The organism is Neobacillus niacini (assembly GCF_031457145.1).
Lineage (GTDB): Bacteria > Bacillota > Bacilli > Bacillales > Cytobacillaceae > Neobacillus > Neobacillus niacini_J.
Map to the genome: position 1 here is coordinate 140553 of NZ_JAVDVZ010000007.1, position 15406 is coordinate 155958.

At 35.8% G+C, this 15406-nt stretch carries 11 protein-coding genes; 9 read left to right on the forward strand and 2 right to left on the reverse strand.

Annotated features, from left to right (window positions below; all coding sequences use genetic code 11):
* Nucleotides 1-332 precede the first annotated feature (332 nt).
* From J2Y03_RS17440 to J2Y03_RS17455, 4 genes are all read left to right on the forward strand, one after another.
* Nucleotides 333-3770, forward strand: a complete 3438-nt coding sequence (locus tag J2Y03_RS17440) for a discoidin domain-containing protein (protein ID WP_310196133.1) — start codon at nt 333-335, stop codon at nt 3768-3770.
* 613 nt (nt 3771-4383) lie between these two features.
* Complete coding sequence (locus J2Y03_RS17445) at nt 4384-5493, forward strand: glycoside hydrolase family 88 protein (RefSeq protein ID WP_310196134.1); 1110 nt, start codon at nt 4384-4386, stop codon at nt 5491-5493.
* A gap of 185 nt (nt 5494-5678) precedes the next feature.
* Complete coding sequence (locus J2Y03_RS17450) at nt 5679-6350, forward strand: YesL family protein (protein ID WP_310196136.1); 672 nt, start codon at nt 5679-5681, stop codon at nt 6348-6350.
* A gap of 37 nt (nt 6351-6387) precedes the next feature.
* Nucleotides 6388-8079: a cache domain-containing sensor histidine kinase gene (locus tag J2Y03_RS17455; protein WP_310196137.1), complete on the forward strand. Its 1692-nt coding sequence runs from the start codon at nt 6388-6390 to the stop codon at nt 8077-8079.
* Here the strand turns inward: J2Y03_RS17455 and J2Y03_RS17460 are convergent.
* Nucleotides 8074-9669, reverse strand: coding sequence for a response regulator transcription factor (locus tag J2Y03_RS17460; RefSeq protein ID WP_310196139.1), 1596 nt, complete (start codon nt 9667-9669; stop codon nt 8074-8076). The genes J2Y03_RS17455 and J2Y03_RS17460 overlap by 6 nt on opposite strands.
* A 201-nt stretch (nt 9670-9870) precedes the next feature.
* Between J2Y03_RS17460 and J2Y03_RS17465 the strand changes: the two genes are divergently transcribed.
* From J2Y03_RS17465 to J2Y03_RS17485, 5 genes are all read left to right on the forward strand, one after another.
* The gene (locus J2Y03_RS17465) at nt 9871-10818 is read left to right on the forward strand and encodes a carbohydrate ABC transporter permease (RefSeq protein ID WP_310196141.1); all 948 of its coding nucleotides are present in this window, start codon (nt 9871-9873) and stop codon (nt 10816-10818) included.
* 17 nt (nt 10819-10835) lie between these two features.
* On the forward strand, nt 10836-11684 hold the full coding sequence (locus tag J2Y03_RS17470; protein ID WP_132092232.1) for a carbohydrate ABC transporter permease: 849 nt from the start codon (nt 10836-10838) through the stop codon (nt 11682-11684).
* 119 nt (nt 11685-11803) lie between these two features.
* Nucleotides 11804-13153: an ABC transporter substrate-binding protein gene (locus J2Y03_RS17475; RefSeq protein WP_310196144.1), complete on the forward strand. Its 1350-nt coding sequence runs from the start codon at nt 11804-11806 to the stop codon at nt 13151-13153.
* A gap of 279 nt (nt 13154-13432) precedes the next feature.
* Nucleotides 13433-13738 carry a hypothetical protein gene (locus tag J2Y03_RS17480; RefSeq protein WP_310196146.1) on the forward strand — a complete coding sequence of 102 codons (306 nt, stop codon included), beginning with the start codon at nt 13433-13435 and terminating at the stop codon, nt 13736-13738.
* A 188-nt stretch (nt 13739-13926) separates the two neighbouring features.
* A complete protein-coding gene (locus J2Y03_RS17485) occupies nt 13927-14490 on the forward strand; it encodes a tyrosine-type recombinase/integrase (RefSeq protein WP_132092241.1) in 564 nt (187 codons plus the stop codon).
* Between the two features lie 80 nt (nt 14491-14570).
* Here J2Y03_RS17485 and J2Y03_RS17490 read toward each other — a convergent pair whose 3' ends face one another.
* Entirely contained in the window at nt 14571-15263 is a 693-nt protein-coding gene (locus tag J2Y03_RS17490; protein ID WP_310196148.1) for a universal stress protein, read from the reverse strand.
* Nucleotides 15264-15406 lie beyond the last annotated feature (143 nt).

Below are 15406 nucleotides of genomic sequence, written 5' to 3' on the forward strand. Positions count from 1 at the left end.
ATACTTATTCCTATTTGCCCATAGCTAAAAGACTTAATCAACAAAGTGAACCTTCCTATTCGGAAGGTTTTTCTATTGTAATTAATAACTAGTAAAAATACTACACAATGAACACAAAATTATACATCTTACAAATTTTTATAGGACTTATAATGAAGGGTATGAAAATTCTGACTTATCACTTCGATCCAATCATCTAGAATCTTCCTCATCCCCAGAATGTCTAACACGTAAAAGTAAGAATAGTGTTGTTATCCACTTTAAGGAGGTGAGCTTTTTTTAGATTCAGTAGTTTAATAAATGAATGCGGTTACAAAAAGGAGTGTTTAATTATGAAGCTTTTGTCTAAAAGAACGATAGCCATCTTACTTGTTTTTTGTATGATCCAATCTTTGTTTATGCCGGTGATGGGAACTAGAACGGCTGCTGAGGAAGGTTCCGTTAATTTAGCTCTAAATAAGACAACAAATTTACAGAAGAGTTCACACTGTTCTGGCTGTGGGTTGGCTGCGACTAATGCAGTTGATGGTAGTAGCACCACATATTGGTCGGTAACAGATGCAGATGTTAATGATAATCACAATTCTTGGATAGAAATTGATTTAGGGAAAGAGACTCAAGTAAATGAAGTAGTAATTAAAGGGTTAAATGCCTCTTTTATTGTATCCTACCAAATATCTTATAAGAATACGTCAAGCTCTTCATGGGTAGAAGTAGCGGCAAAAAATCAAGAATTAACAACGAATGAAATAGCCGCGTTTGACACCGTTCAAGCACGATATATCAGAGTAAGCTTAGATATTATTGGTTCCGCAACTGGAAGACAGGGTCAAAACATCTTATCCGAGATTGAAGTTTACAACCGCCAAATCGATCCATCATTAAGCCCGTTATCTTCTTTGAAAGTTATGAATGATAGCCAAACTGTAGATGCAAATGGGCTGACAATCCTTCCTGGGAACACCAAATCGATTTCGGTAATCGGTAAATTAGTAAATGGTACCTTAATGGATGTAACAGAAGAAGCTACTTTCCAAAGCAATGCTCCTGATGTTATTGCTGTAGATGAAACAGGACGATTAACAGCTAAGGGAGAGGGAACAGCAGCAGTGGATATCTCTGTCACGAAAAATAATGTAACAAAAACCTATCGTTTATGGGTCGATGTTTTTGGTCCAGAAACGGATAAAACTCAAATTAATATTGCTTATAAGAAGGATGTAACTGTCAGTTCCTTTTGTGGCAGCAGCTGTGGGGGAACAGTTGGCTCCAATGCAGTCGATGGAGATGAAAGTACGTATTGGAGAGCGTTGAGTGGAGATTATAATGACGATAAACAGCATTGGTTAACCATTGACCTTGGAAGAGAGCTAACCTTTAACAAGTCACAAATTAGCTTTAACCTAGATGCGGCAGTAGATTATGAGTTGTTCTCGTCAGATGATAATAAAAATTGGACATCCTTTTATAAAAATCTATTAATAGTAGAGAAGCAGGAACAAGCCAATTTTGAAAAAATAAAAGCTCGGTATTTGAAGATTAATCTGACTGCCAAAAAAGCATCCGTTCCTTTAATTTACGAATTGAAGATTTTTGATACAGATGAAGCTCCAGTGCCGCCAGCTCAAAATCCTTTAAAAGGCGTATATCTATTTGATGAAACAATAGATAAGTATGAAAAGGATTCAGATATTACTATGACAAAAGGCAATACACAAAAAGTAAATATTGAAGGTAATCTATATGATGGAGGAAAACTCTCCGATCAAGAGGCGATAATTGAGTTTACTAGTAGCAGACCTGAGGTAGCAACAGTGGATGGGAATGGTAATATTACCGCTGTAGCGGGCGGCGTTACTGTCCTCACTGGTAAGGCGACAGTTGAAAGAATTACCCAAAGCACCAGTGTCTTTGTTGTTGTCGATGACCCAGAAGTACGGATTATCGATACTTCATTGGTTCATCCGGATTTACCAACACAGATTGGGCAGCCGGCAATCCTTTCCCCAGGAGGAAAATATCCTGAAGTAAAGGTGAATGCTCACCGTGATGGAAAAATACGAGGAAGTGTTGTAAACGCAGACAATGAAGTGGTCCATAAGTTTAAATTACTTCATATTTCTAGCGGTGAAAAGTATGCCCTTAGCATTCCTGGAACTCTTATAGAAGGAAATTATGAAATACAGCTAGAAATTCAGTTGGATAAAGAGAAAAGAGTTTATGATACCTTGCATTTCCGTGTCATGGATATGGAACAATTCCCAGAAGATCAAAGTAAAATGGCGTTTTTGAATAAGGAAGGAAAACTTGAATATTCTTCTGACTTTAGAGGAAATCAGATCATGGACTACTCTAACAGCGGCTATATGGGCGGCGGTGTCAGTATTCCGGATGTTCAGGAGCAAGTATTGGTTGAACCTGTAGAAGGTGATGATACAGAAAATATCCAACAAGCAATTGAGTTTGTCTCAAACTTACCGCTTCAACCAAATGGTTTCCGGGGAGCAGTCATACTAAATAAAGGAACCTATGAAATTGAAGGAACTTTAAAAATTAACAGTAGTGGTGTTGTCCTTCGCGGCAGCGGAGAGGAAGAAGATGGAACTGTTCTTTTTGCGACTGGCAAGACAGTAAGGAATATTTTAGAGGTAGGCGATAAAACCGCGTCACCTACATTACTTGAAGAAACCAAAACTGCTGTTACTGATTTGTATGTTCCAGTTGGAGACATGAGCTTCCATGTCGAAAATGCATCTTCGTATAAAGTTGGGGATACGATCATGATTCGCCGGTATGGAAATAGTAGCTGGATCCATGAAATCAACATGGACAAAATTCCAGACCGAGGTACTACAATTCAATGGGAGCCATTTACGTTAGATTTCGACCGTGTCATTACAGATATTAAAGGGAATACCATCACGATTGATGCTCCAATCTCCAATGCAATTGAACGTGTATATGGAGGCGGCGAGGTTTACAAATATGATGATTCCAATCGATTAAATAATGTTGGGGTTGAAGATCTAAGAGTAGATGTTGAGTTTGACAAATCTGTAAAAGAAAAACACGATAATGGTACTGAATACTATGCAGATGAAGAAAAGGCATCAACATTCTTAACCTTTGAATATACGAAAAATGCCTGGATGAGAAAGGTAACAGGTCTGCATTTAACGAAGAGTTTAGTTAATGTGGGCAGATATTCAAAGTGGGTGACCATCCAAGATTCAACGAACAAAGAAATGGTGAGTATCATAACAGGTTCAAGACGGTACCCATTTAATTATGTGGGACAACTCACTTTAACACAAAGAGTCCATTCAGAAACAGCTAGACATGGGTTTATTTTCGATAAACACATGGCAGGACCAAATGTTATCTTAGATTCAGTGGATGTGAATTCCTTTGCTCGAAGTGAGCCTCATCAACGCTGGGCAACAGGTGGTTTATTTGACAACGTGGAAGGAAAAGCAAATGTCATGGACCGTGCGTATTATGGCACTGGGCATGGATGGGCAGGAGCTAACTATGTGTTCTGGAACCATACTGGTGAATTAGCCGTTCAAAGCCCACCGACAGCGCAAAACTATGCCATCGGTCTCATCGGAGAACGACAGGCAGGTGACTTTAAGACAGAGGGCGACTCGATTAGAGAAGATGGTTACTGGGAAGCAGAAGGACGTCATGTCTCGCCGCGAAGTCTCTATTTACAACAACTTGAAGACAGACTGGGCAGCGAGGCAGTGGAGAATATTCAAGAAAACTAGAATCTAGTTTAATAGAAATGGAAGAGGTTGGAGAAAAAGTAACGGATTCTGATGTAGGTTCAAATATGTAATTTGCAAAATTATTAAGCGTGAATTCCACTGTGAATTCACGTCTTTTTATTGATAATATTCTAAAATCGTGAGTATTGAGGACAAATCTAACCGGTGCACTGAAAGGATTCGTCCTCAATCAAGGGTATTGAGGACAAAACTAACTGATGCACCGATAGGATTCGTCCCTAATCAGGGGTATTGAGGACAAAACTAACTGGTGCACCGATAGGATTCGTCCTTAATCAGGGGTATTGAGGACAAAACTAACTGATGCACCGATAGGATTCGTCCCTAATCAGGGGTATTGAGGACAAAGCTAACTGGTGCACTGAAAGGATTCGTCCTCAATCAGGGGTATTGAGGACAAAACTATCAAGGACACCGAATGATTTGTCTTCAATATGGGTTATCTGAAGTACACTCATCATCAGACACCAAACCAAAAGGCGAATTAGTAAAAATAGTGCACTAATTTGTAATAAAAGTCCCGATAATTCTCATTCACTTTACGATTATGATAGAGGTGAACAAGTATAAGTTAAGTATGGAGGGGAAAACCGTGACTAACATTTTTGCACTCGAGACCAAGAAGCTAATAGAAGAAAAAATAAGTGGAAATTTAAATAAAATCCAAGATAATCTGCCCCATGTTGCTGGTAACGATGGTGTATATGATGACACCAGACCAAGCTGGTGGACTTCAAGTTTTTGGCCAGGTATTTTATGGACTCTCTATGATCTTACAGAAAATGAACAATATAAGAACATTGCCCAAAGCTGCAATCATAAAATTGAGAGAGCTTTTATCGAGCACCCAGAAAAATTTGACCATGATATTGGCTTTCAAAGCCTATTAACCTCCGTTTTCAAATATGAGCTTACCGGCGATGAAGAAAGTAAGCGTCTAGGATTATTAGCAGCGAACTTTTTAGCAGGTAGATTTAACCCTAAAGGAAAATTTATTAAATCATGGGATCGTGCACCAGGCTGGGTGATTGTCGATTGTATGATGAATTTATCGCTAATGTTCTGGGCAAGTCATATATCAGGAGATCCGCGTTTTAAACACATAGCCATTGAACATGCGGATACCTTTCTTAAATATGGTGTTCGCGAAGATGGTTCAACATGTCATATTCTATCTTTTGATGCAGAGAGCGGAGATTTCATTGAACCAATCGGCGGTCAAGGGTTCGGTCCTGAATCGTCATGGAGCAGAGGGAATGCCTGGGCGATTTATGGATTTGCCAATATGTATCGGTTTACTGGAGACGAAAGATACTTAAATGCGTCAAAGAAAATTGCGCACCAATTCATTGCCTCCTTACCAGAGGACTATGTTCCATACTGGGATCACCGTGTAGATACCATTGAAAATGAACCAAGAGACAGCTCGGCAGGAGCGATTGCTTCCTCAGGATTATTGGAAATTGCTGACCATGTGCCTCAAAATGAGAAACGTGTCTATAGAGATACTGCTAAAAGGATATTGAACTCCTTATCGGAAAACTATGCAACCTGGAATAACCCTGATTATCAAGGGATATTAGTAGAAGGCACGGGGCATAAACCAAAGGGGAACTTTGTGAATGTATCGTTAATTTATGGCGATTATTTCTTTATTGAAGCCATTGCGAAGCTTAATGGATGGAATAGACATATTTTTTAAGCATAATAGTAATGAAATATGGAAGAGTACCAATCTTGGTACTCTTTTCCACTTTCCTGTGTAAAATCTTTACCTTGGATGTAAAAATATTGCATACGGTAAAAGGGTGTAAAAGTTTATAATACTAGCAAGAGACTTTTTAAAAAGCCGGATGTCTAGCTTCTGGTATGAGAGGAGATTGTATAATGGAAGAAAAAGGGGTAATGGGAGGCTTTTACCGTGTAAGTGATTGGGTCATGAGACTTGCCTATGTCAATCTATTATGGATCTTCTTTACGTTAATAGGAGGAATCATCTTCGGTGTAATGCCTGCCACTGTTGCTGTATTTGCCGTTACTAGGAAATGGATTATGGATAAGGATGAAGAGGTTCCAGTCTTTAAATTATTTTGGAAAAGTTATCGAAGTGATTTTTTAAGGTCCAATTTATTAGGATTGTTTTTACTGTTTGGAGGAGGCATCCTTTACCTCTACCATGCAAACCTTGATGTATTACCAACTCAACTGCAAGGCATTTTTAAAGTAATTTTCTATAGTGTTGTTATCATTTTTGGGATGACCGTTACGTTTCTCTTCCCTGTCTTTGTTCATTTTAATGTTAATGTAAAACAATATATGAAAAACGCCTTTTTAGTCGGGTTGTCCTTTCCGCACTATGCCATTCTTATGCTGTTTATCACAAGTGTTTCAATTGTTGTTTTCCAATATGTCCCTGTTCTATTTATCTTCTTTGGAGTAAGTGTGAATGCGATTTTGCTGATGAAGATAGCTTACGCAGCATTCTATAAAATAGCATTAAAGCAGAATGAAAAAATAGAAGAAGAATATAACGACAAATCGGAACAGATTTCAGTATAATGAAATAATAATGTTTTTCCTTTAGGGGGTGATGGAAGTGAAACTCAAATATATACTTACATTTTATCAGAGAATCCAGCTCTCACTACTTTTCTTAGTTATCCTTCCATTCACCATTAGTTCAATAATTACGTATGTCATTATTAACAATGAAGTTACCGATAGAATTACATCTTCTAATCAACAAATTTTAAATATTATTGCCAGTGATTTGACGGACACGATTGACGATATTACGTTTTCTACCGTTATGATTGCTAGAGATACAACTATCAAAGAAAAGTTAAATAGCTTAAAAGGGTCTAATAAAATCAATACCTTTCAAGAATATCAAAATGTCCTCGAAGTAAGAGATTTTTTAAGCCTTTTAGAAACAAAAATGATTGGTGCTCAATCGAAGATATTTTTTGTAAACCCAAGTGAGTATATCATTCACGCATCTCAAACTGGAAGAGCGGATCAAATAAATAGTGATTGGAATGAAATCCAACCCCGGGTAGATTTAAACAATACTCGGACCATCCAATCACTAGGTGTCATTCATAACGATGAAAGTAATGAGGGCGATTACTTTTTTGGCAGGGTTATTCGACATCATGTAAGCAATGAATATTTAGGTACTTTAGTTATTCGTATTCCCGATTCCTACTTTGCCAGTCTTTTTAAAAATATTGAAATGGGTCGCCTTATTCTTGTTGATCAAAATGGTGAGGAAATAGCCAGAAATCAGACTGATAGCTTTAGCGATAAAGAAATTCTTAGGATTGAACAAAACATTAGTCGAGTTAGTTGGAGTTTGGTTTCTGAAATATCGCAAAAGGAAATTACTGGCTCGATAACAAAGGTATTTTTTCTGTTTTTTATCTTAATTGTGTTATTCATCCTTGTGTTTTTCCTTCTCTCCATCTACATGTCTAAACGATTAATTAAGCCTTTAAAATCCTTTGAAAAGATTGTAAAAGAATTTGTTCGAGGGAATCATTCCGTTCGTTTTCAGGTAAAAGGGAAAGATGAAATTGCGATAATCGGAAATACCTTTAATAACATGTTAGATCAAATTAAAGACCTGATTCAGAGAATCGAGCATGAGCAGGAAGAAAAAAAGGTGTTGGAGCTTCAATCTTTAAGTGCACAAATTCGCCCGCATTTTTTAATGAATACGCTCAACTCGATTAAATGTAACCTTAGTATTTCTGGAGATCCATTTCATAGCAAAAAAATTGATTCCTTAATTAGCTTATTACGTTCCTATATGAGAGTGAATGTTCCAAATACAATCGCGCAGGAATGTAAATTAATAAATGCATATTTAGATATAATGAATATGCGAAATGGGACAGATATTGCAGCGAGGATAGACATTGAAGATGGATTAGAGAATGTTGAAATACCTAGATTACTCATACAGCCAATTATTGAAAACAGTATCATTCATGGTTTTGTCGATCGGGAACCGAACGCCAACATAAATATATGCGCTTATGCTAGTGAAAGTGAAATTCAAATAAGCATCTCCGATAACGGAAAAGGAATGACAAAGGAAAAGTGTGATACTCTCAATCTTCTTTTTAAGGAGTTGAGTGACGAATTAATCTCTGATTATGACAGAGTGGGACTCATTAATATTGCGCAGCGTTTAAAGCTGACATATGGTCAAGAGGCCTATTTAGAGGGTAAGAACAATGAAAAAAAGGGAACGACATTTATCATGCACATTCCCAAGTTATAATAGTTGTTTTTCGTTTGATCTTTTGAATTCACCAGGACTCATTCCTGTATACTTTTTGAAAATCTTTGAAAAGTAAGTGCGGTCGGAATAACCAAGACTATAGGTTATAAATTCAACCGTTTCAAATTTTTCCGTAAGCATAGAAATCGCTAAGCGAATTTTAAAACGATGAACATAATCTGTAAAGTTTTCACCCGTTAGTTGCTTAAAGTATCGAGAAAAATAGCTGGGATTTAAATGAAGATGATTGGCCATTATTATGGAGGTAATGTTCTCGGACAAATGCTCTATAATAAATTGGTCAATCTCTTTTAATTTAGGATTCCTTAGATTATGTTTGTATTTTGTATTATCTAAGTCCTCAAGACATGCTAGAATCTTTACTTGTAGTAAATGGACCATTTGCTGAATAGTAAATGAGTTTTTTAGACATAATTCAAAATTTGTAAAAGATTGGCTTGGATTGAGTACTTGATTTAGAATTTTAACACATTTCTCCTTTAATTGATTTGGCTCAAGCTGAAGAGTTTTGGCCGTTTCCTCTAAATAGTGCAATGATTTGATAACTTCGCCTGGATTTGAGTATTGAACGGCATCATTTAAACCTTTCATAAAAGGGTCGAGCAGGGAGTCTTCTACTAAATTAAACGTAGTTTTTATGGTATGAACTTCTTGAAACGATTGGATAGTATTGTCGTAAAATACGCTGGATTTTAATTTGCTAAGTTGGTCTATGCTGCTTCCTAATGATGTTTTATCACAAATACTATTATTAAAAAAGTAGATATCAAGTTGCAGGGTTTCTTTAGCCTTTTTTCGAATACTTTTTAGGAAATGCTGAAACACTTCAAGACCTTTATTCGAAAAACTTTTCTTGAAATTATAAATAATAACTAGATTAAAATCCTTATCTTGCAATATCGTGAACTCTTTTTTTTCTTTTGCGAATTCCTCTGCAATCGTGAACAAATGACCATTTAACTCGGAAATAGTATTTACTAATTGCTCTTGCGAACAAGCAGAATAATCAATGGAAGAGGTACTTACAATAAAATCATTGTATTTCCAGTTGATCCCCAAACTGTGACTGAAATCGATAATCTTTTCATTAAATTCATCATCTGTTAGATTTTTAAGAAATGATTGTTTTAATAGGTCTTTATTGTGAATAATTGTATCTTGGTATGTTAATGCTTCCTGATAATCAATAGACTCTTTTAGGTTATCTAATGACTTGAGAACGCTTTCTTTTAACTGATCTAAATTTAGTTCATCCTTAATTAAATAATCATCTACAGCTATCTGGATAGCTCGTTTTGCGTAATAAAAATCCTCATGGCAGGTTAATAGGATTACTCTTGTAGCCGGATTCATTTCTTTAAATCGAACCGCAAGTTCTAATCCATCAATTTGTGGAATCCCAATGTCCGTAATGACTAAATCAGGTTGAAACTCTTCAAATAGTGTCAACGCTTTCACGCTTGAGAAAGTTGAAGCCACAATCTCTACGCCTAACTCCTCCCAGTTCATGATGTTTTCTAGATATTTAAGCATCGGAACATCATCATCAACAAGCATTACTTTGTACATGCCTAAACCTCCGATAATTTGTTTACTAACCATATTATAACTTGTATTTTCTAAATTGTAAGATAGTTTCCGAGAAATGTGCACTATTTTTACCTGTTGACCCCGAAAACAAGTAAAAATTATATGCAGAAAGTAGAGTACAAACCTCCTATAATTATAATAAATTAGAAAATGAATTATACAGATAAGGAGGAAACATGAGTGGAAGTAAATTATAATAGCGAAAAAGAAGTCACCAGTCTATCTCCGAACAGAAAAAAACCATTTTGGACTGAAAAGCGGAAAGAAAGCGCCGCTGGAATGTTATTTGTTCTTCCAGAGTTTTTAGGAATTTGTCTCATGGGAGTTTTCCCATTAGGGTTCACTTTATTTCTAGCATTTACGGAATGGAATTTTATAGGTGGTATGGAAACCATAAAATTTATCGGATTTGATAACTTTATTAGGTTAGCGAATGATGATAACTTTCTTTTAGCATTAAAAAATAACCTATTATATACGGTTTTCACTGTACCTGTGGGAATGGTGCTGGCATTAATTCTAGCAGTTGTCATTCATTCGAAAGCATATGCAAAGGATTTCTTTAAAGTAGCATTTTTCATCCCATATATCTCTACACAGGTGGCTGTAGCAGCAATCTTTGCAGCATTATTTCATCCATCTCTAGGACCCATTAACCAGTTCTTGATGAATATCGGAATTTCAGATCCTCCAAAATGGTTAGGAAGCACCGACAGTGTAATGGCAGCCATTATCATTGTGGGTATCTGGCATTCAGTAGGGTATATTGTTATTATTTATATTTCAGGTTTAAGTACAATTTCTGAAGAAGTTTATGAAGCAGCTGAAATTGATGGGGCGAATTTTATCCAAAAGTTCACCAAAATAACGATACCACTATTAGCTCCAACAACATTCTTTTTAGCGATTACATTAATGATTTCTTCGTTTAAAGTATTTGATCTTGTTGCGTTCTTAACGGACGGTGGACCAAATCATGCGTCGAATGTACTTGTTTACTACATTTATGAAGAAGGATTTAAAAACTTTAGGATGGGCTACGCTTCTGCGATTTCTTGGGTTCTATTTACCATTGTAGCTGTGCTGACCATTATAATGTGGAAAATCCAAAATAGAAAAGCAGATTAATAGAGGAGGTAGATTTTATGCACAAGTTTAAGGAGGACCTTAAAAAAAATCCCTCCAAACTCATTGTAACGATCATATTAGGGATAATATCTATTGCATTTCTTATACCGCTTATCTGGATGCTTTCGACATCTGCAAAATTTGAAAGCGATGTCATGGTGTTTCCGATTGAGTGGATACCAACAAGATGGAATTTCGTCGAGAATTTTAAAGCTGTATGGATGAGTGAGGTTCCGTTTACCACCTTTTATCTAAATTCCATTAAATTGGCTTCGATTACAACATTAGTGACGATTATTGTTTCATCTATGGCAGCTTACTCATTCTCGAAACTTAGGTTTCCAGGAAAAAGTCTCCTATTTGGAATGTTAATGGCATTTATGATGATCCCTGAACAAGCGACTTTAGTTCCGCGTTATATTATGGTCAAATGGTTTGGATTGTTTAATACTCATGAGGGTCTAATCTTAATGGCAATGTTCTCCATTTATTTCACTTTCCTTATGCGCCAATACATGGTGGGAATTAGTGACGAATACATTGAAGCAGCAAAAATGGATGGTGCTGGGTATTTTAAAATCTATTGGAAAATTATGCTTCCGTTATGTCGTCCGATTATAGCAACGGTTGGTATTATTAAATTCATCTGGGTTTGGAATGATTATCAAAACCCGCTTATTTTCCTTTACGATGAAAAGCTTTATCCGATTACATTAGGGATGCAATATTTCAAAACTGAATACAGTGAGAACTACGCAGTAATGATGATGGCTGCATTATCAGCAATCTTGCCACTCATAATTGTATTTATCATCCTACAGCGAAATGTAATCGCAGGTATTTCTTTAGGTGGAGTGAAAGGATAAGTAAAAAAAGTACACACTTGTAAAAAAATCTTACACATCGTTTTAAGAAAATATACGTTACTATAAAGAAGTGTTCTCGTATATTAAAAATTATAAAATATGAAAGGGGTTACAATTATATGAAGAGAAATAATCGTTTTTTAATCATGATTTCCGTTCTATTTCTTCTACTTTTATCTGCATGTTCTGGCTCTAAGGAAAGCTCAAGCAGTGAAAAGCCAGAGGACAAAAAGGCAGAGGAAGAAGAAGTAGTAGAAATTAAGTATTTCAACTGGGATGCTGATCAAACCGCTATTAATAAAATTATTGCGGATTTTGAAGCAGAGAATCCAAATATTAAAGTTAAATCCGAGGTTCTTATTCCTGGTGGTACTGCAGTAGATAATATGACTCGTATGGATGTATTAATGTCTGCAGGAGAACAAGTAGACGTTGTATCCATTCCTAACGTGGACCAAGCAGTCCTAAGAGCTGCAAACGGTATGTTTGAGCCATTAGATGATTATTTTAAGAAAGATAAACTCGATATTAAAGAAGAATACTTAATCAATGCAGCTTATGACGGTAAAGTGTATGCGCTGCCACACTTAACAAACTACTGGTATGTCTTATTGAATAAAGATCATTTAGACGAAGCTGGTTTACCTGTACCTGAATTAGGCTGGACATGGGAAGATTTCAAAGAATATGCAACAAAGCTATCTAAAGGTGAAGGCAAAGATAAGAGATACGGTGTATACTTCCATACTTGGGGAGAATACGCAAACCCAATTCTTTTTGCAGAAAAAGAACACCCATATATGATTGATGAAAAGAAATCTATTTTTGATGATAAATCATTTGACTACTGGTTCGAATTACGCAGAGATTTAGAAAAATCCGGTGCCATTAAACCATTCTCTGATGTAATCGGAGCAGAATTAAACTATCGTACAGAATTCTTTAATGAAGAAGCAAGTATGTTAATGACTGCTAGCTGGACTGTTGCAGATGTTGGAAACGTTGAAAAATATCCTCATGATTTCAAAACAGCATTTGCCCCAATGCCTAGAATGAGTGAAGATTCATCACTTGGTTCTACAAACATTGCAGGTGAGTTCTCAGCAGTTTCAAAGAACTCTAAGCACAAAGAAGCATCATACAAGTTCTTGAAGTATGTAACAGCTGAAGGCTCACAAGTAAGAGGATTATCTTCTTGGAAAGATGCGGACGGCGAAGCAACGATCAATAATATGGTTGCTGGAAAAGAAAATTATTACGATGTAGATTCACTATTACACACATTATTTAATGATGAAGTTAAAGGTGCTTACACATCTGACCTTGCTATTTCTTACGGTAACGAACTTAAGAAGAATGTATTGGAAGCTGGATTTACTAAATTCATGCTAGACGGTATCTCTGTTAAGGAAGCTAAGGAATACATGGTAGAAGAAGCTAACAAGATTATTGAAGTTAATAAAAAATAATGTAAGTAAAAGCCCTACAAGATTCATAATCTTGTAGGGTTTCGTTATTAGATTTTATTGCAAATTGTTTCTAGGTGAGAATTTATAACCCAAAATATACACTTTAATCTTATTAAATTTTATGCAATAATAAAGTTGAATATCTTTTTATCAATGAAACTAATATCGGGTCTATATATGTTTTTTAGGTGGAGTCTGTCGCATGGGGATAATAGTGTCCTTTTTGGACAGTCTTTTATTTTTTTATAGAAACACTTATGGAAAAGGAGGCAGTCAATTATGAACATCCATTATGCGGTCATAGGATTAACCTATTTAATCATATTAGTTATTTCATATGCAGTTATTATTTTCACAAACTCGGAAGAGGAAAAAAGTGAGGTAATAATAGTTAAAGCTTTTAAAAATGCATATTCCATCCTCGCTTTTGGTCTGCTTGTGGTTTATGGCCTTTTTCTACTCCCTCACATTACCTTAGATCATCAAACCACTTCCTATCTCATTCTCGCAAGTAAATATATTTCAGTGTTTACACTCGGAGCAAGTCTCTATCTATTAAGTAAAAAATATGCCTTTGACAAATGATCAAGGAAGAAAAAATCATCCACTGGATTAAAGGTGGTTGATTTTTTTTGTTCTTCGAAAATGTATAAAATCCAGGGGCTAGCTCATTTTAATACCAAATCAATTGTTTGTAATGTAACATAGCCTATGTTATTGTATAGTTATGTAACTTATTAATGTGATTCGTGGGTGTTCTAGGAGGTCAACCTATGGAGTATGTTGAGCCTATAAGAGACGTTGAAAGTATTAATGCAATTAAAGAAGTCTTACTGAAGCAATCACAAAGAGACCATTTGCTTTTTGTTCTTGGAATTAATACAGGAATAAGAATAAGTGATTTACTTTCAATAAAGATTGAGGATATCTGGGATGGAACTGGGATTAAGGAGTTTTTGTATTTAAAGGAAACGAATAGTGATGAAACAAAAGGTTACTTTTTAAATAATAACGTTAATCTCGCGTTTGAGAATTACTTGAAAACGTATGATTTTAAAGATAGTGATTATTTGTTTAAGTCCAAAAAGAATAATCAACCCATTACCCGCCAGCAAGCCTACCGGATTATTAATACCGCTGCAAAAGAAGTTGGGATTCCAGGTAAAATTGGTACTCATACATTAAGAAAAACATTTGGCTATCACGCCTATCGGAAAGGGATTGCAATCTCCATTCTAATGGGTATTTATCATCATCATTCTCCCTCAGAAACATTAAGATATATTGGGATAAGTAAAAATGAGAAACCGCTGATTAAACTGGATGTAAATTTATAGAATAAAAAAACCCTCCACCAAGGGTGGAGAGTTTTCCTCCAACCAAGGGTAGAGGGGTATCCTCTACCTAGGTAGAGGGATTATAAGTAATCTTCATCAGAAGTTGAGTCAGTATCCATATCAACGTTCGTTAAGTCTTGAACAATATTCTCTTTTACTCGGACTTGTAATGTTTCCTTGTCTTTCATAAATTTGAAAATACCATTATTAAAATCAGTTCCGAATTCCTTAAAGAAAATTCCTTCATATTCTATAGCCTTTGTATGTTTAAAAATGAGCTGGTAGTGGTCGTGCTCTTTAACAAGATAAGCACGAACTCCTTTTTCGAAATGTCTATCAGGATTTTTTAAATAGCGGGCCACAGATATGATATGAAGGTCCACGAATGGAATTTCACGTAATAAAGAATTAATAATAGACCCCTTAGCAATTTGTTCCCAACGACTTTGAGCAGTTTGACCTAGTATGATCTGTGTAATATTTTTTTCTCTAGCAACTTCCGCAATCACTTTCGAAATCGGTCTCTGTTCATTATCCTTAATAATAAATGCGTCAGCACTATATTGGGAAGCTAATTGTTTCCATCTAGCAATATAGTTTGATTTTTCTGCATCCAAATCATCAAATGGTTTAGGATCTACCGTTAGGATGTATAGTGGACAATCAAGCATATTGGCAATTTTGCAGCCCCGTTGAATGAGACGTTCACCATTGGGACCATAATAAACACAGACGAGAATACTTTCGTCCATGCGCTCTTTCATCTTTTTCATTATTAGTTCTCCTCGGAATCGGAATAACTAAGTTACCCGATTTTATACCATTTTAATATGTATGACTATAACCCATGCTACACTTTCAGTCAATCTATTTACAAAAGTGTACGATTTTGTTAAACACTCGACAGGGAGGGATA